Annotated in this window: 11 protein-coding genes, 2 tRNA genes and 1 pseudogene; 11 read left to right on the top strand and 3 right to left on the bottom strand. The window is 60.8% G+C overall.

Annotation, left to right across the window (positions count from 1 at the left end; genetic code table 11):
- Positions 1–94 precede the first annotated feature (94 nt).
- Entirely contained in the window at positions 95–559 is a 465-nt protein-coding gene (locus E3E12_RS00755; protein WP_141443964.1) for a DUF59 domain-containing protein, read from the top strand.
- Between the two features lie 59 nt (positions 560–618).
- On the opposite strand, the gene E3E12_RS00750 is transcribed toward E3E12_RS00755, so the two are convergent.
- From E3E12_RS00750 to E3E12_RS00740, 3 genes are all read right to left on the bottom strand, one after another.
- Positions 619–1,773, bottom strand: coding sequence for a class I SAM-dependent RNA methyltransferase (locus tag E3E12_RS00750; protein ID WP_141442612.1), 1,155 nt, complete (start codon positions 1,771–1,773; stop codon positions 619–621).
- 9 nt (positions 1,774–1,782) lie between these two features.
- Positions 1,783–4,437, bottom strand: coding sequence for a DEAD/DEAH box helicase (locus E3E12_RS00745; RefSeq protein WP_240810523.1), 2,655 nt, complete (start codon positions 4,435–4,437; stop codon positions 1,783–1,785).
- Positions 4,438–4,764: 327 nt separating this feature from the next.
- Complete coding sequence (locus E3E12_RS00740; RefSeq protein ID WP_141442611.1) at positions 4,765–5,220, bottom strand: hypothetical protein; 456 nt, start codon at positions 5,218–5,220, stop codon at positions 4,765–4,767.
- Positions 5,221–5,518: 298 nt separating this feature from the next.
- On the opposite strand from E3E12_RS00740, the gene E3E12_RS00735 reads away from it, so the two are divergent.
- From E3E12_RS00735 to E3E12_RS00690, 10 genes and pseudogenes are all read left to right on the top strand, one after another.
- Positions 5,519–7,141, top strand: a complete 1,623-nt coding sequence (locus E3E12_RS00735; protein WP_240810522.1) for an NAD(P)H-hydrate dehydratase — start codon at positions 5,519–5,521, stop codon at positions 7,139–7,141.
- 166 nt (positions 7,142–7,307) lie between these two features.
- Positions 7,308–7,392: transfer RNA gene (locus tag E3E12_RS00730), tRNA-Leu, on the top strand.
- A 243-nt stretch (positions 7,393–7,635) separates the two neighbouring features.
- A complete protein-coding gene (gene tig, locus E3E12_RS00725) occupies positions 7,636–8,982 on the top strand; it encodes a trigger factor (RefSeq protein WP_141442610.1) in 1,347 nt (448 codons plus the stop codon).
- 316 nt (positions 8,983–9,298) lie between these two features.
- Positions 9,299–9,946 carry an ATP-dependent Clp endopeptidase proteolytic subunit ClpP gene (clpP, locus tag E3E12_RS00720; RefSeq protein WP_141442609.1) on the top strand — a complete coding sequence of 216 codons (648 nt, stop codon included), beginning with the start codon at positions 9,299–9,301 and terminating at the stop codon, positions 9,944–9,946.
- A 76-nt stretch (positions 9,947–10,022) separates the two neighbouring features.
- Positions 10,023–11,267, top strand: a pseudogene (gene clpX, locus E3E12_RS00715) (ATP-dependent Clp protease ATP-binding subunit ClpX); the annotation flags it as partial.
- A gap of 571 nt (positions 11,268–11,838) precedes the next feature.
- Entirely contained in the window at positions 11,839–14,259 is a 2,421-nt protein-coding gene (gene lon / locus E3E12_RS00710; RefSeq protein WP_240810642.1) for an endopeptidase La, read from the top strand.
- Between the two features lie 252 nt (positions 14,260–14,511).
- Entirely contained in the window at positions 14,512–14,802 is a 291-nt protein-coding gene (locus tag E3E12_RS00705) for an HU family DNA-binding protein (RefSeq protein WP_141442606.1), read from the top strand.
- A 222-nt stretch (positions 14,803–15,024) separates the two neighbouring features.
- Positions 15,025–15,100 (top strand) — tRNA-Val (locus tag E3E12_RS00700).
- Between the two features lie 5 nt (positions 15,101–15,105).
- The gene (locus E3E12_RS00695; RefSeq protein WP_141442605.1) at positions 15,106–15,957 is read left to right on the top strand and encodes a biotin--[acetyl-CoA-carboxylase] ligase; all 852 of its coding nucleotides are present in this window, start codon (positions 15,106–15,108) and stop codon (positions 15,955–15,957) included.
- Between the two features lie 12 nt (positions 15,958–15,969).
- On the top strand, positions 15,970–16,905 hold the full coding sequence (locus E3E12_RS00690) for a type III pantothenate kinase (protein WP_141442604.1): 936 nt from the start codon (positions 15,970–15,972) through the stop codon (positions 16,903–16,905).
- The last annotated feature ends 29 nt before the right edge of the window (positions 16,906–16,934 follow it).

Genomic DNA, 16,934 nt, shown 5'->3' with positions numbered 1-16,934 from the left:
ACCAGTGGTACCCACCAGCCAAGCTGAAGATGCACCTTCCCAAACCGTGGAAGCAGCCGCCCCTAACGGGCCAGCCACTGTGCCTGAAGGGGCCATGGCAGACACAGAGGCCGAGGGCGCGGCGGCTAATCTTGAAAACCCTTCTGCCACCCCACCCCAAACCGTAGTCACTGAGGAAGCCACAACCCCGGCAGGGCAGGTGTTTGACGCTTTCAAAGGGGACGTTCAGGCAGCCCAAGCAGCCCAGCTGGAAGGTGAGCCACCGCTTGATGAGGTGATCGCTGCCATTTCAACGGTTTACGATCCGGAAATCCCCGTCAACATTTACGAATTGGGGCTGATTTACACCATCGACCTGCATGATGATGGTTCTGTGGGGATCGACATGTCCCTCACCACCCCCAACTGCCCCAGCGCGCAAGATCTGCCCATGATGGTGCGCTATGCTGTCCTGTCCGTGCCAGCGGTCAAGAAATGCGAAGTGCGCGTTGTGTGGGAGCCACCATGGGACATGAGCCGCATGAGTGATGACGCCCGCTTGGCGCTGAATATTTTTTGACGAACATTTTCTAAATCACCACGCCCCTGGGCGTTTCCCCACCCAGGGCGCAGGGCCCGTCAGGTGGGAGCAATGGGTTCAGACTGCTTGGCTGCCTTCTTCAAGCGCTTGGGGTCACGGGTCAGCACCACGACCGTCTCCACCTCTGGCGACCAGAGGAACTGGTCAACCACCGTCCATTGCAGCACAGCAAAGCCAGCGCGGCGCAGAACGGCCAAATCCTTGGCCATGCTCTCAGGCGAACAGCTGACATAAACAACATCTTGAACAGAGGAGGCGGCCAAAGGCTGCATTTGGGGCCCTGCGCCAGCACGCGGCGGGTCCAGCACCACAACGCGCGCTTTGTCCAAGTCATTTTTCTGCAAAGGCTGGCGCACCAGGTCACGTTGCTGCGTGGTGATGCGCAACCCCTTGGTGGCACTGCGCAAAGCGGCTTCAGCAGGGCCGTGCCCTTCCATAGCCACAACCTGGCCTACTTCTGAAAGGGGGCCAGTCAGGGTGCCGCAGCCAGCGTAAAGCTCAAAAATGCGGTCTTTGCGGTTCAACTTAGGTAAGCCAACCAGAACAGCGTCAGCCAAGGCCTTCTCCGCCTCCACTGTGGCCTGCATGAAGGCCGCCGCTGGCGGGGAGACCTTCAAAGGACCAAAACTGTGGAACACAGGCCTGCGCAGCACTAGGGTCTCCACAGCTTTGTGGGGGGCGGGGCGCCAGCTGATGCGCGCTATATCATGCTGCACGGCAAAGTCAGCCAGCTTGGCGCGGTCTGGCGCGCTAGGTTCCGTTGCCAGTTCCAGAGTGATGTCAGGCCCGCTGTCCAGAAGATTGATGGCAACACCCCCTTGCTTGGTCAAGGCGCCCAACGTGGCCAGCACTTCCTCAAGGGGGTTGAAAAGGGCGGCGATCTCAGGCCTGGGCAAGAGGCAATCGTCTGCTACGTCAATGGGGTTGCCGCGGCGTGCATGTAGCCCCAGCAGAACGCCCCCTTGAACGCGCTCCACAGCCAAATCCATGCGGCGGCGGCTGTGGGGCTGCACCTGGAAAGTCCCCGGCTGGGGCAGGTTTTCAAAACCAGCCTGGCGCAAGGCCCCTTCCACCCGGCCGCACTTCTGTTCCAGGTTGGCAGCAAGGGGTCTGTCCTGCAGAGCGCAACCTCCGCAGCGGCCAAAATGAGGGCACGGCGCAGCAATGGCGTGGGTGGTCGTGGCTGTGGTCATGCGGCGCCTTCAGGAAAATGAATGGAAGCGGGGCGGGTGTGAAACACGCATGAAGGCAGGTTCACAGCTGCCAAACCCAGGCTGCTCCACCTCCCGTTCAGGAACGGAGGGCAGTAGGCCGTTTTTGAGCAACGGGTAATGGCCTGCCTCAGTGGATTGGGCTGTACCCTCATCACGGCGGCGGCTGTGGCGGCCCTTGCCTTCATGCTGGTGGCTTTCGTGGTCGCTGTGCTTTGGCAAAGGTTCTGCACGGCGTTCAGCCATGCGGGGGGCGATGGCTTCACGCAAGCTGTCAGGCAAAGAGTCTGTGTCTTCAACCACACTTTCCAGCACCACATCCTGCGTTTCAGGCGTGGGCTGGGCTGGAGAAGCAGAGGTTGGGCGTCCTTCACGCTGCTTGGTGCGTTCACTGCGCTTTTCCTGGCCCCTGCGCCCATGGGTGGAAGGCTGGCGCGTGGTCGGGGCGGGTTCCACCTCCTGGCTCTGAAGGGGGGGAGCGCCCAGTTCCTGCGCCTTGGTGGCGGCGCTGGCATCTGGGGTGAGGCCATCGAGCGACACCTGGTCCAGCTTGTGGCCGGTCAGCTCCTCAATCGCCTCCAGCTGGGGGCGTTCATCCTCCGTCAACAAGCTGATGGCGTGGCCTTCCTGCCCAGCGCGCCCTGTGCGCCCCACACGGTGAACATAGTCTTCAGGCGCCCTTGGCAGGTCATAATTGATGACGCAGGACAGGCTATCGATATCGATGCCGCGCGCTGCCACATCCGTGCAGACAAGCACTTTTAGCTCCCCTTGGCGGAAACGCTCAAGCGTTTCAAAGCGCATGGATTGGTCAAGGCCGCCGTGGAGGTGCCCCACCTTGGCGCCATAGCGCGCAAGCTCCGCCTGAACATCGTCAACGTCCCGCTTGCGGTTGCAGAACACAATGGTATTGCCATCCCCTTCGCAATAAAGCAGACGCCGCAGGGCAGGGCCTTTCATGCCATCAGCCACAAGGCAGGCCTCTTCCGTAATGGTGCTGGCCACGGAAGCGGGCGGCGCGATGCTGATCTCCACAGGGGTTTTGAGGAAACGGTCTGCGATGGCGCGCATCTCAGGTGCCATCGTGGCGGAGAAGAAAGCTGTCTGCACATGGGCTGGCACAAGCTGGCGGATGCGCTCGATGTCAGGCATGAAACCCATGTCCAACATGCGGTCGGCTTCATCTATCACCAGGAATTCCAGCCCGTTCAGCAGCAGGGCGCCACGCTCAAACAGGTCCAGCAAGCGCCCAGGGGTGGCGATGAGGATGTCAGCGCCGCGGCGCAGGCGCTCGCGCTGCTCATTCATAGAGGTGCCGCCGATAAGCAGTGCAGAGCTCAACCCGCTGCCTTGGCTGTAACGCTCCAGGTTCTCAGCCACTTGGAGGGCCAGTTCACGCGTGGGCTCCAGGATGAGGGCACGCGGCATACGCGCTTTGCCAGGGCGCCCCGTCAGCTTCTGGATGAGTGGCAGCGTGAAGGAAGCTGTTTTGCCTGTACCTGTCTGGGCAATGCCCAGGACGTCCCGCCCCTGCAGCAAAGGGGGGATAGCCTGCGCCTGGATGGGTGTTGGCGCCACGTAACCCATGGCTTGGACTGCACCTGAAATGGCCTGGTTCAGTCCCAGGGCAGCAAAGCCGCCCTCTTGGCTGGCTGGGTAGGTGGGCTCTGTCAGCCCTTCAGGTGCAACCTCGTTGGAAGTCACGTCAATAATGGTTTCAGCGGTGGTTGCGCCTTCCCCCTGGGGGGCTGGTTCCACATAGCTTTCCTCCACCTGCACGCCGCCGGGAATGGGCTCGGCCTCCATATGCCAATGAGGGCTGTTGCCCGCTTCCTGCACGTTTTCCGACGTGGGGCGGTCATGGTGGCCCTGAGTGTCAATAGGGGTGACCTCAGAAGGCTTGGCGGATGCCTCCACCTCCGTGCTGGCAGCTTCCACAGGATTTGCCTCAGGTGTGCTTGCCCCCTCATCCGCCTGGGGCTGGGCACTTTCAGGGGCAGGCGCCTCCTCAACAGCTTTTTTGCGCGTTGTGCGGCGCGTGGTGGTTTTGGTTTTGGCTGCTTTGGTGGCGGTGCTGGCTGCGCTTTTGGCGCGGGTGGCACGCTTGCGCGTAGGCTTAGCGGGTGCCTCCGTGCTGGCAGACTCAACCGGGGCTTCTTCAGGAGTACTTGCCCCCTCACCAGCCTGGGGCTGGGCGCCTTCAGGAGCAGGCGCATCCTCAGCAGCTTTTTTGCGCGTTGTACGGCGCGTGGTGGTTTTGGTTTTGGCTGCTTTGGTGGCCGTGCTGGCTGCGCTCTTGGCGCGGGTGGCACGCTTGCGCGCAGGCTTGGCGGGTGCCTCCGTGCTGGCAGACTCAATCGGGGTTTCTTCAGAAATACTTGCCCCCTCACCAGTCTGGGGCTGGGCACTTTCAGGGGCAGGCGCGTCCTTAACAGCTTTTTTGCGCGTTGTGCGGCGCGTGGTGGTTTTGGTGGGCTTGGGTGAAGAGGAAGCGGCGCTGATTGCGCTTTCAGCGTTGGAACCCTCCCCCTGGGCAGGGGGGGCTTCAACTGTTTCAGACTTGCCGACAACCCCCAATGAAGCTGGTTCCGGATTGATAGTGCTAGCGCGTTTGCGGGTACGGGGGTTCTGGGGTTTGTCTTCCACGCTGATGCCCTTCCTCTTAGGCCTGTAGGTCAGGCGTGGCAGTGTCTGATGTCACATCGTGGCCCTGCAGTGACCGGCCGCCCTTGAAGGGGCCCTGCAGGTTGAAAGCAGACCTGAGCATGACTGCCAGCTTTGAATGTCGTTCGGGATGAATGTTCACCAGCCCTGCTGCACAGGGCCTTCATGCCCTTCATGTAACTGCAAACGCCCTTGAAAACAAGCGTGTGACCGCTTGCTGCCACCCAGTCCACTATTGAGGGGCCCATGCGCGGAACGCTTGCCCAAGACGCTTGCAAGGCCCAAGGCAGCCGTGGCCCGCTGCTGGCATCAAAGTCCGGCCTGGCCCAGCCCACCCATGGTGATGGCAAGTGCCCCCAACAACACCGTCAGAACGGCGAAGCGCCGCATGGCCTTAAAGGAGGCAGGCTGGGGGCGCATGGCCCGCCGGGCCGCACGGTAAGGCCCCATGGCCGTCATGACGAAGAGGATGAACATCAACACCCCCAACGCGCCCATGACATGATAAGGCCAGTCGAGGTTGAGGCCACGGTACATCATCAACCCAACCAAACCTGCCCCTGAAAACAGGGCCAAGGGGGCCACGTGCCACAGCCCGCGCAGAAAACGGCCATAACCCTGAAGCTGAACGGCCTGGGCTGGCACAGCCTCCAGAGCGCGTGTGATGCGCGGCAGCTGCATGCAGTACACTGCCCCCCCCACCCAATAGCTGATGCACAATACGTGGAGGGTCAGCATGGCAGCCCAAATCAGGTTCAAAAGCATGGCCGTCACTCAACTCCTGCAGAAAACGAAAACCGCCACAGCGGGCTTATGATTGGATAATCAAGGCCACAGCTCAAGGCAACCTGTTAAGGTGGGGCTGTGAAAGGGCCTGCCCTTGGCCAGAGCCATGCTGGCGTCCCAAGCCACAGTTAGTGAACAGCACGCACAGCGGAACACCATAAACACACAACTGAGCTTACAAAGAGCCTACAAACATTCAAACTACTGAGCCACGACGACACGAAACACGCGCCAAGGGCTGCGCTTTGCGGTCCACGGCGCCATTGGGGGCACTTTCATGCAAGCGCAAGCGTTGACGAAAAACCAGACCTTGGAAAAAGCCTCCCAGGCCCCAGGCCAAGGCACTTTAAGTCCTTATGCTCTCCTCACCCCCCAGCAAAGCGGCGTGATGGACAAGGCTGCTGGCGCCCTTCTGCCAGCCTTGATGGAGCAGGCTGGGGCGGGGGCTGCGCGCCTGCTGCTTGAGAGGGGGCCTGAATTGGGGCTGGGGGAGCAAGCCAGGGTGGTGGTGCTGGCTGGCCCTGGCAACAATGGCGGTGACGGTTACGTGATGGCACGCCACCTGGCCACAGCAAGGCGTGACGTCACTGTGGTCAGCGCTGGGGAACCACGCACTGAATTGGCCAAGGCTGCCCGCCAAGCCTGGTCTGGCGCGGTGATCCCTTTGGCAAGCTTCCAGCCAGACAGCTTGCTGCATGCTGAAGGCATTGTGGTGGATGCGCTCTTCGGGGCGGGCTTTAAGGGTGATTTGCCAAGCGCCCCAGCCGCTTTCCTACAGGGCTTTAAGCACCGCATGGCACTGGACATGCCCAGCGGGGTGGATGGGCTGAGCGGTGACTGCGCCCCAGGTGTTGCGCCCTGCCAGTTGACGGCAGCGTTTGGGCGTCTGCGCCCTGGGCAGTTGCTGCTGCCAGGCAAAGCGGTCTGCGGTGTCGTCAAGGCAGTGCCCATGACGATGCCGCCAGAGTCCATCCAGGCCATGGAAGACGCCTTCCCCGCTGCTATCCTGCGAACGCCCACTGAACCCGTTCCAGCTGAAGCTGAAGGTTTGTTGCGTTTTTTCCACAATGCGCCTGGGCTGTGGCGGCTGCCGCTGCAAACCCCCCTGGACAACAAATACACCCGCGGCGTTGTGAGCGTCATCGGTGGTGGGGTGATGAGCGGTGCCGGACGCCTTTCCCTGATGGGCGCGCGCCGCAGCGGTTGCGGCCTTGCCCGTGTGGCTGTGCAGGCTCAAAGCGCCATGATCTACATTTTGGGTGCCGCAGGGGCCATTATTGATGAGCTGACCCCAAGCGTTACCCTCCAAACGCTGCTTGAAGATAAGCGGCGCCACACGTGGGTGTGTGGTCCTGGCCTGACCTCCTCTGAAGTCATGGCAAGCTTCCCAGTTCTGCTAGCAGCAAAGCGCCAGGTGGTGGCGGACGCAGGCACGCTGGACTGGGCAGCTGGCGCGCCTGAAAAGCTGCGGGGCGCCGCTGTCATCACCCCTCATGCAGGGGAGTTCGCACGTGTTTTCAACACGCCGCGCATGTTGGGGCTGCTCAAGCGCAACCGTCCCCTCGCCGCGTTGGAGGCAGCGCGCCTCACAGGGGCTGTGTGCGTCCTCAAAGGCAGTGACAGCGTGGTAGCCGCCCCTGACGGGCGTGTGGCCATCAACACCCACGCCTCTGACGGGTTGGCCACTGCTGGCTCTGGTGACGTGCTGAGCGGTGTCGTTGGCACATGCCTGGCTGTGGGGATGGCACCTTGGGAAGCGGCCTGCGCCGCTGTGTGGCTTCACGGGCAAGCAGGCCAGGCGGCCTCAGCGCGTGAAGGCGGCTGGCCTTTGGCTGAAGACGTGGCGGCCGAATTGGGCCGTGCGCGCGGCTTAGCGACCACGCTGCAGCAAGCTGGGTGAGGCAGCCAGCCCACCCCTAACCGCCCTTGGCGCAGGGGGGGCCCCCAGCTGGAACCAGGGTTCCTGGTTGTGGCCTGTGAACCTTCCCAGGTCAGGGGCCTTGTGATGTGCCCCCATCATGCGCTAAAGGGCCATCCCAAGCCCCGGCGCAGGTCAGGGCTTCTCAGCGGGCGTGGTGGAATTGGTAGACACGCCAGATTTAGGTTCTGGTGGCACACGCCGTGGGGGTTCAAGTCCCTTCGCCCGCACCATTTTTCAGGCGGCCTGGGCTTTAAAGCTCATGCGCCTGCCCGGCGCCGTCCTTTCAAAGGGTTGTCCTCCAGCCCCTTGAGATGGCAGCGCACAGCACCACATAATGGTGCAAAGGCCCTTCCCTGGCTGACGCCGGTTGGCATGGGTCGGTGGCGCCCCCAGGCTGCCACCCAATAAATGAAACACGCCCCACAGCCTGCCATGGCCCGGCCGGGGCGGCACTTCAAGGATTGTCCTGAACCATGCAGATTACGCCCAAAGAGAACGAAGGTCTGAAAAAGACCTTCACTGTCACCGTTCCGGCCGCTGACCTTGAAGCCAAACGCGATGAGCGGCTGAAGGAAGTGGGCCGTGATCTGAAGCTGCCTGGTTTCCGCCCTGGCAAAGTGCCTGCAGCTGTCGTCAAGCAGCGCTTTGGGGAGCAGGCTGAGGCCGAGGCCCTCGACAAGGCCCTTCAGGAAAGCTTCAGCAAAATCCTGCAGGAAAACGACCTCCGCCCTGCCACCCAACCACAGGTGAGCGTCTCTGAGGAGAACACCGGTCGCGGCGGCAAGGACCTGACCTTCGACCTGTCTTTTGAGGTTGTCCCAGCCATTGACGTCCCCGACATGAACGGTGTTGCGCTGGAGCGCAAGGTCGCTACCGTTACCGATGACGTCCTCGACAAGATGTTGGCTGACATCGCCTCCCGCCAGAAGCGCTTTGAGGACCTTAACGAAGACCGTCCCGCCACCAAGGATGACGTCCTGAATGTTGACTTCGAAGGCAAGCTGGACGGCAAGCCCTTTGAAGGGGGCGCAGCCAAGGGCGTTGACGTGGAGCTGAACGGCGAAGGCTTCATCCCAGGCTTTGCTGAAGGCATGGTTGGCATGAAGCCTGGTGAGGAACGCACCATCAACGTGAAGTTCCCTGCCGACTACCCAGCCCCCAACCTGGCTGGCAAGGACGCCACCTTCGACATCAAGGCCCATGGCTTGAAGAAGGCCGCTGAAGCCAAGGTGGATGATGAGCTCGCCAAATCCCTGGGTCTTGAGAGCCTGGAGAAGATGAAAGAGCTGCTCAAAATCCGCGCTGAGCACACCCACCAGGAGCTTTCGCAGCAGCGCTTGAAGCGCTCCCTGCTGGACGAGCTTGCCAAGAAGGCGGATTTCGAGGTTCCCCAAGGCCTGCTTGATGCTGAGTTCGAGCAGATTTGGCAGAGCGTTGAGGCCGAACACAAGATGGGCCGCCTGAGCGAGGAGGAGGAGAAGAAATATGGCGAGGACCTGAAAAAGGACTACCGCGCCATTGCCAAGCGCCGCGTGCGCCTGGGGCTGCTCCTTTCTGAGATCGCCCACAAGGAAGGCATTGAGGTCAGCCAGGAAGAGCTGGCCCGCGCTGTCCAGCAGGAAGCCCAGCGTTACCCTGGCCAGGAGAAGCAGGTTCTGGAGTTCTTTACCAAGAACCCCCAAGCCATCGCAGGGTTGCGCGGTCCGCTGCTTGAGGAGAAGGTCATCGACCATCTCCTCAAGCAAGCTAAGGTCGAGGACAAGGAAGTGACCCCTGAGGAACTTTCCGACCTCTCCGACATGGATAAGGAAGCGGCGTAAGTCACGCCAGCCTTTGAAGGCTGCCAAGCAAACCAGCCCCGCTGCGCTTGACGGCGGTTCTGGTGGCAGCGTGCGGTATGAAGGCCCACCCTTTCCAGCAAAGGGTGGGTTTTTAAATCCCCTTCACCTTGGGCGCAGGGGTGGGTGTTAGAGGCTGGTCCCCAGCCGCAGGTCAGCTTGCGTTTGACGAACCAGCCCACCCACCCCATGTTTTACAAAAGCGTTTCATAAAAGCGCCGTGCAGGCTGGGCGCCCTTCACCGGGGGCGTGTTGCTGAAGCGACTTTGTTTCTGGTTTCTGGCTATGAGGATGAAGAATGGCCATCCATAACTCTATGGAGATTTTCGGCAACGCCATGGTACCCATGGTGGTTGAGCAGACCGCCCGTGGCGAGCGGGCGTTCGACATCTATTCACGCCTGCTCCAGGAACGCATCATCTTCCTGACGGGTGCGGTCTACGATGAGGTCGCGTCACTGATCTGCGCCCAGCTGCTTTTCCTTGAAAGCGTCAACCCTGACAAGGAAATCTCGTTCTACATCAACAGCCCAGGCGGGGTGGTCACAGCTGGCCTGGCCATTTACGACACCATGCAGTACATCCGCTGCCCCGTCAGCACGGTGTGCATCGGTCAGGCGGCCTCCATGGGTTCGCTCCTGCTGGCAGCTGGCGAGCCTGGGCGCCGTTTCTGCCTGCCCAACGCGCGCGTGATGATCCACCAGCCTTCAGGGGGCGCGCAGGGTCAGGCTTCCGATATTGAAATTCAGGCGAGAGAGATCCTGCAGGTGCGCAAGCGCCTCAATAACATTTACCATCAACACACAGGGCGCAGCATCCCCGAAATCGAGGAGGCGCTGGAACGCGACAACTACCTCTCCGCTGAGGAAGCCAAGAAATTCGGCTTGGTGGATGAGGTCGTCACCCGTGCTGTTGACGCGCCAGGGCGCCCCGTCCCCGCCCTTTGACCACTGCCTTTGGGCGCAACCAGGCAACCCCAGCTTAACCAAGACGCTTTACCGGACACTACCGCAGGACAATGCCATGAGCGACACCAAAGGCGATGCCACTTCAGGCGACGCGAAGAACAAGCTTCACTGCTCATTTTGCAACAAGACGCAGCATGAGGTGAAGAAACTGATCGCCGGTCCAGGCGTGTTCATCTGCGATGAGTGCATCGACCTTTGCACAGACATCGTGCGGGAGGAACGCAACGCCCGCCCTGCCCGCACGGAAGGCCACGTCCCCACCCCGCGTGAGATCCGCAACGTTCTGGATGATTACGTCATCGGGCAGGAACAGGCAAAGCGCGTCTTGGCCGTGGCCGTGCACAACCACTACAAGCGCCTTGAACGCGCTGGCGGGCGTGATGATGTGGAAATCGGCAAGTCCAACATCCTGCTGATTGGCCCCACGGGCACTGGCAAAACCCTGCTGGCGCAGACCTTAGCCCGCATTCTGGATGTACCATTCGCCATGGCTGACGCCACCACCTTGACGGAGGCTGGCTATGTTGGGGAGGATGTGGAGAACATCGTTGGTAAAGTGCTCCAAGCGGCTGATTACAATGTGGAGCGCGCCCAGCGCGGCATCATCTATATTGACGAGATCGACAAAATCACCCGCAAAGCTGATAACCCCTCCCTGACGCGTGACGTCTCAGGCGAAGGCGTGCAGCAGGCGCTGCTGAAGTTGATGGAAGGCACTGTGGCCTCCGTCCCGCGCCAGCAGGGCGGGCGCAAGCACCCCCAGCAGGAGTACATCTCAGTCGACACCACGGACATGCTGTTTATTTGTGGTGGCGCGTTCGCAGGCCTGGACAAAATCATCGCTGCGCGGGGCAAAGGCAGCGCCATGGGTTTTGGCGCTGAGGTGCGCTCTGAAGACGAGCAACGCGTTGGTGAGCTGTTGCGGCGTGTGGAGCCTGAGGACTTGATGAAGTTTGGCCTCATCCCAGAGTTCATTGGCCGCCTGCCTGCCATCGCCACCCTTGATGACCTTGACGAGCACGCGCTTGTGCAAATCCTGACTGAGCCACGCAATGCGCTGGTCAAGCAATATGCCAGCCTGTTCGCTATGGAGGGCGTGGTGCTTGAATTCACCCCTGAAGCTTTGGAGGCCATCGCTCGCCGCGCCATTGAGCGCAAAACAGGCGCGCGTGGCCTGCGCTCCATCATGGAAAAGATTCTGATTGAACCCATGTTTGACCTGCCAGGGCGCGTGGGGGTGGAGAAGATCCTCATCAACCAGGATGTTGCTGAAGGTAAATGCAGCCCCCTTTACGTCTATGCCCCAGGCCATGGGCCTGACACGGGGCGCCAACCTGAAAACGCCCTTGAAAGCCGCACGCCAACCAAACGGGTTGAGGCTGTAGAGGGTGGTTCTGAAGATGACACCACCCAGGCAGCCTAAGGGGCTGTTTGAGGAAACGGGCAAAGGCGCCCCTGGCTTGAAGTTTGGCAGCAGGTCAGGGGGTAGGGGCTTTGGAAAAGCCCAGCTGGCACGGCGCGGTGGACGTTCTGAAAAAGATTTCAGGCCCCTGCTGCCAAAAAAGAGGACGGAGCCCCTCCCATTTCAGGCTTGCGTCACCATCTATAAAACCCGGAACTTCGGTGAACGGCCCACGCGCCCTTCACCCAGCCGCCACCACCAAAGGTGGCATGGAAGCCAACCTGGCTTCAGATGGCGACAAACACCAAGGCCTGGCCTTGTGGGGTGGCCACCCCTTCACCAGGTCTGAACCGGCAGGTAGCGTTTCATTGCGGGAAGCGGTCCCTGCCTGCTGAAGGACTGAAATATGACTGATCTGCCCACTGGGACTGAAAAAGACATCAAAACCACCAGCGGCCAGGCTGGCACCATGGCTGTGCTGCCGCTGCGCAACATCGTGGTTTTTCCACACATGATCGTGCCTTTGTTTGTGGGCAGGGAAAAATCCATTCGCGCCTTGGAGGCCATGGACCCCACAAACCATGAGATTCTGCTGGTATCGCAGAAAGACGTCAGCCTTGATGAGCCAACCCCTGATGACCTTTACCGTTTTGGCACCATCGCCAAGGTTCTTCAGCTGCTCAAACTACCTGATGGCACCGTCAAGGTCCTGGTGGAGGGCCTCAAGCGTGTGCGCCTTGACGACCTCACCATCAGCCAGGGCTGCTTCATGGCCCATGCCAAAGCTGCTGAGGAGGATAATGCAGGCCAGCTGGAGGCCCTCTCAGCTTCTGTGCGCAAACGCTTTGAAGCCTTCGCGAGCGCTAACAGCAAGCTGGCGCCTGAAATCGTCACAGCCATTCTGCGCCTGAGCGACCCTTCCGCCCTGGCTGACACCATTATTGGGCACCTCAATCTTTCCGTGGAGGAACGCCAGAAGCTTTTGGAGACGCTCTCCGTGGCGGAGCGCCTGGAGAGGACCTTTGCGGCTCTGGAGGCGGAAATCGAAGTCCTCCAGGTGGAAAAGCGCATCCGCGGCACCGTCAAGAAGCAGATGGAGAAGTCCCAGCGCGACTACTATTTGAATGAGCAGCTCAAAGCCATCCACAAAGAACTCAATGATGGCGAGGACGAAGGTGACGAGCTAGCCGAGCTTGGCGCGCGCATTGAGAAAGCCAAAATGCCCGCTGAGGTGGAAAGCAAAGCCAAAGCTGAGCTGCGCAAGCTGCGTGCTATGAGCCCCATGTCCGCTGAAGGTTCCGTGGTGCGTAACTATCTTGACTGGTTGACGGGCGTGCCGTGGCAGGGTCGCACCAAGCGCCTCAAAAACCTGGCCAAAGCCGCCACTGTGCTTGAGGCTGACCATTTCGGTCTGGACAAAGTCAAGGAGCGCATCCTGGAGCACCTGGCTGTGCAGAGCAGGGCGCGCAAAATCAAGGGCCCCATCCTGTGCTTGGTAGGGCCGCCTGGCGTTGGTAAAACATCGCTTGCACGCTCCATCGCGCGCGCAACGGGGCGCAAATTCGTGCGCATGGCCCTGGGCGGCGTCCATGATGAGTCGGAAATCCGTGGCCACCGCCGCACCTATGTTGGCGCCATGCCTGGCAAAATCATGCAGGGCATGAAGAAAGCCGGTGTGCTCAACCCGCTGTTCCTGCTTGATGAGATCGACAAAGTTGGCAGCGATTGGCGCGGTGACCCTTCATCAGCTTTGTTGGAGGTGCTCGACCCCGAGCAGAACGGCACGTTCGCTGACCATTACATGGAGGCCGAGTACGACCTCTCCGATGTTATGTTCATCACCACTGCCAATTCGCTTGACATGCCCCAGCCGCTTCTTGACCGCATGGAGATTATCCAGCTGCCTGGCTACACGGAGGAGGAGAAGCTGGAGATCGCCAAGCGGCACCTCATGGGGCGTCAGGCAGCCCAGCATGAACTCAAGAAGGGGGAATGGAGCGTAGATGATGAAGCCCTGCGCCAGCTCATCCGCTTCTACACCCGTGAGGCTGGCGTGCGTGAACTGGAACGCATGATTGGCCGCCTGGCCCGCAAAGCCACCCATGCCATCGTCACAGGCAAGGCCAAGGCTGTTCATGTAACCCCGGCAAACCTGGTGGAATACGCAGGCCAACCCCGCTACCGCCACGGCAAAGCGGATGAGGAGGCCCAGGTGGGCACCGTCACCGGCCTGGCCTGGACCCAGGTGGGGGGGGAGATCTTGACCATCGAAACCCTGAAAGTGCCTGGCAAGGGGCGCATTCAGCGCACAGGCAAGCTTGGGGAAGTCATGACGGAGAGCATTGACGCTGCCTTCACCTATGTGCGTTCGCAGGCGCCTCAGCTTGGCATTGACCTGAAAGCACTGGAGAAGACGGACATCCACATTCACTTGCCTGAGGGGGCGGTGCCCAAGGATGGCCCCTCTGCTGGCATTGGCCTGACCACAGCCATGGCAAGCTTACTGACGGGTATTCCCGTGCGCGCTGACGTGGCCATGACAGGTGAAGTCACGCTGCGTGGGCGCGTGCTTGAAATCGGCGGCTTGAAGGAGAAGCTCCTGGCGGCCCAGCGCGCTGGCATTCGCAAGGTCCTCATCCCTGAGGCCAACCGTAAGGACATTGCCGAACTGCCTGAGAAGCTGCGTGCTGGGCTGGAGATTATCCCCGTCAGCCACGTGGATGAGGTGCTGAGCCACGCCTTGGTGAAAGCGCCTATAGCGGCCAAAGCCGCCCCTGGGCGGCGCCAGGGCACCAAGTCAGCTAAGCCCCTGGTGCCTGGCGTTGGCAAGCGGCAGGCAGGGCTGCCGCCAGCTGCTGCCCTAAACCGCCCGGCCCAGACCCCTTCCTAAGGGGCCATTCTGCCGCGGCCCCTTACAAGGCTAACTGACAAGGATAGGGGTCATCAGGCCTGAAACTGTTGCATTCAAACAGCATAGAGGAGTTTTTGGCCTGAAACGGGGGTTCTTTTAGGCAACCCCCTGTTGACCTCATGGCAGGCGGTCCATAGTGCTGAAGTGATCACTTAACCAGGGCCGACCTGTTTTGCCGCCTATCAAGGGCGGCCTTCACCAGGCGGCGCCTCCAGACGTGGAAAAGGCATCATGGAGAAACCCCTGAACAAGCAGGAGCTCATCGCTGCTGTCGCTGCTGAGACCGACCTGCCGAAATCTAAAATGACGGTTGTTGTTGAAGAGCTCCTCAAAACCATTGAGCAAGCCTTGGCCAAGGGCCAGGAAGTGCGCCTGGTTGGCTTTGGCAGCTTTGTCACGGCGCACCGCAAGGCTGCTAAGGGCCGCAACCCCCGCACGGGCGAGGAAATCGACATCCCCGCTTCCACCTCTGTGCGTTTCAAGCCTGGCAAGGTCCTTAAGGACGCTGTCAGCAAAAGCTGAAAACGCCCTGCGCCCTGCGCCCTGATAGGGGCCAGGCGCAGCTGGCCTTTTGGGCTCCAGACCTGCTGGTCATGGCTTTTCAGGGGCTGTGCGGCAGGTTTTTTATGGATTGAAACTCACTAATACGCCTTGCCAGCAACCCTTTAAGTGCGCTAAGCAAGCCCACCCGTAAGCTGTGCGTGGCCATTTCAAGCTTTGCGCGCAGGCTTTGAGGGTGACTAAGGGCAATTAGCTCAGCTGGTAGAGCATCTCGTTTACACCGAGAGGGTCGGCGGTTCGATCCCGTCATTGCCCACCAAAATCATGATTGATTCCTCCCCTCCCCCCATAAAATCTTCCCAGGGTGTGTCCTGGCAGCTCACCTGCCATGGGGAGTTGCCCTCCACATCCACTACCTTGATGGCACAGGCCATGGCGGGGGCACCTTCTGGCACGGCTGTTCTGGCGCTGCGCCAAAGCGCTGGCCGTGGCAGCAGGGGGCGGGTTTGGCAAGCGCCTTCTGGCAATCTCAGCTTCTCTTTTCTGGTAGATTTCCCCACTTCCAGCCAGGGCGCTACGCCTGGAGCAGGGGAAGCCTTCCTTGCCATGCTGCCTTTCATGGCGGCTGTGGCGGTGCACCAAGCGCTTGAACGTTTCTGGTCCCACCAGGCAGTAGAGGGGGGCTCTCCTGCGCGTTTGGAAATCAAATGGCCCAATGACATCATGGTGCACCAACAAGGCCTGCCGCCAGCCAAGCTTTGCGGTATGCTGGTTGAGACAGCCCACCGCCCCCAAGCTATGGGAGGGGGACGTTGCGCCGTTATAGGGGTTGGGGTGAACCTCCGCCACGCCCCTGAAGGCACAGGCCGCCCTGTGACCACCTTGGCCGTATGGCTTGGCCAGGAAAGCGCGCCCCGCCCTGCGGACCTGGCCTGGGCCATCATGGAAGCCTTTGGTGCTCTTATGGATGGTTGGGGAACGGGAAAAAGCGATTTTGTGCTGGCTGAATGGCGAAAACGCGCCCATCCGCCAGGCACGATGCTTGCGGTTCAGGGTACGGGCACTTATATCACCGGCATGTTTCATGATGTGGACGCGCAGGGGAAGCTTCTTCTGAAGGATGCTTCAGGCAACCTTGCTGCTGTAATGACGGGTGACGTTCTTTGTCTGGCCTGATGACTGGTGCCCATGCTGCTTGCAATTGATGTGGGCAACACCAATGTGGTTTTCGCCCTTTGCGCTGACAACGTACCAAGCCCAAGCAGCGCCGCCCCTAACCCGGAGCGTTGGCTGGGCCGTTGGCGCTTGAACACCGACCCGCGCCGCACAGCCGATGACTACGCTGCCAGTTTCCTGTGGCTGCTCGAACGCAGTGGCTTTGACAGAGGCGCCATCCATCAGGCCATTATTGGTTCCGTGGTACCTGGTGCAGTTCACGAGATCAGGCGTTTCTGCGAACGTTGGCTGAAGGTGACCCCCCTTGAGGTGACGACAGCGCTTGATTGGGGGCTTGACGTTTTGGTGGACGCCCCTGAGGAGCTTGGTGCTGACCGCAGGCTCAACGGTTTGGCAGCCCACGAACTGTACCGTTCGGAAGGGCAGGGGCTGATAGTGGTTGATTTTGGCACCGCCACAACGTTTGATGTTGTGGATGGGCAGGGGCGTTACCGTGGCGGGGCCATTGCCCCAGGGGTCAACCTTTCCATTGACGCCCTTCATCATGCGGCCGCACGCCTGCCGCGCGTCAGCATTGCAAGGCCCCAGCGCGCTATAGGGCGCAACACGACAGAGGCCATGCAGTCTGGTATTTACTGGGGTTATGAGGGGCTGGTGCGGGGCATCACCAGCCGTTTGGCCGCTGACCTCGTGGCGGAGGGGGAGGTTTCCTCCTGCCGCTTGATCGCCACGGGCGGCCTTGCCCCCCTTTTTGCAGTTCAGCGCCCTGGTGGCGCGGCTGGGGAGGGTAAAAGCCATTTAGGTGCGCGCCAGGGGCTGGTCCACCAAAATGGCGGATGTGATGTGGGTGGGGGAATTTTCGATGTCATCGCCCCTGACCTGACATTGGATGGGCTGCGCCTTTTGGCGCAGCGCAATGAAAAAGAATTCGTTCGCACGCTTCCCTGAAAAGCGGTTGGGTGCGGAAAATCCAGGCT

It is taken from the genome of Formicincola oecophyllae (genome assembly GCF_006542395.2).
GTDB classification, from domain to species: Bacteria; Pseudomonadota; Alphaproteobacteria; order Acetobacterales; family Acetobacteraceae; genus Formicincola; species Formicincola oecophyllae.
This window is presented reverse-complemented; position numbering and strand designations above follow the sequence as displayed.

Excerpts from the sequence above, each read along its gene's own strand:
- E3E12_RS00755 (WP_141443964.1), top strand. The coding sequence starts at position 95 with ATGGCAGACACAGAGGCCGAGGGCGCGGCGGCTAATCTTGAAAACCCT.
- E3E12_RS00750 (WP_141442612.1), bottom strand. The coding sequence starts at position 1,773 with ATGACCACAGCCACGACCACCCACGCCATTGCTGCGCCGTGCCCTCAT.
- E3E12_RS00740 (WP_141442611.1), bottom strand. The coding sequence starts at position 5,220 with ATGCTTTTGAACCTGATTTGGGCTGCCATGCTGACCCTCCACGTATTG.
- E3E12_RS00735 (WP_240810522.1), top strand. The coding sequence starts at position 5,519 with ATGCAAGCGCAAGCGTTGACGAAAAACCAGACCTTGGAAAAAGCCTCC.
- tig (WP_141442610.1), top strand. The coding sequence starts at position 7,636 with ATGCAGATTACGCCCAAAGAGAACGAAGGTCTGAAAAAGACCTTCACT.
- clpP (WP_141442609.1), top strand. The coding sequence starts at position 9,299 with ATGGCCATCCATAACTCTATGGAGATTTTCGGCAACGCCATGGTACCC.
- lon (WP_240810642.1), top strand. The coding sequence starts at position 11,839 with ATGGCTGTGCTGCCGCTGCGCAACATCGTGGTTTTTCCACACATGATC.
- E3E12_RS00705 (WP_141442606.1), top strand. The coding sequence starts at position 14,512 with ATGGAGAAACCCCTGAACAAGCAGGAGCTCATCGCTGCTGTCGCTGCT.
- E3E12_RS00695 (WP_141442605.1), top strand. The coding sequence starts at position 15,106 with ATGATTGATTCCTCCCCTCCCCCCATAAAATCTTCCCAGGGTGTGTCC.
- E3E12_RS00690 (WP_141442604.1), top strand. The coding sequence starts at position 15,970 with ATGCTGCTTGCAATTGATGTGGGCAACACCAATGTGGTTTTCGCCCTT.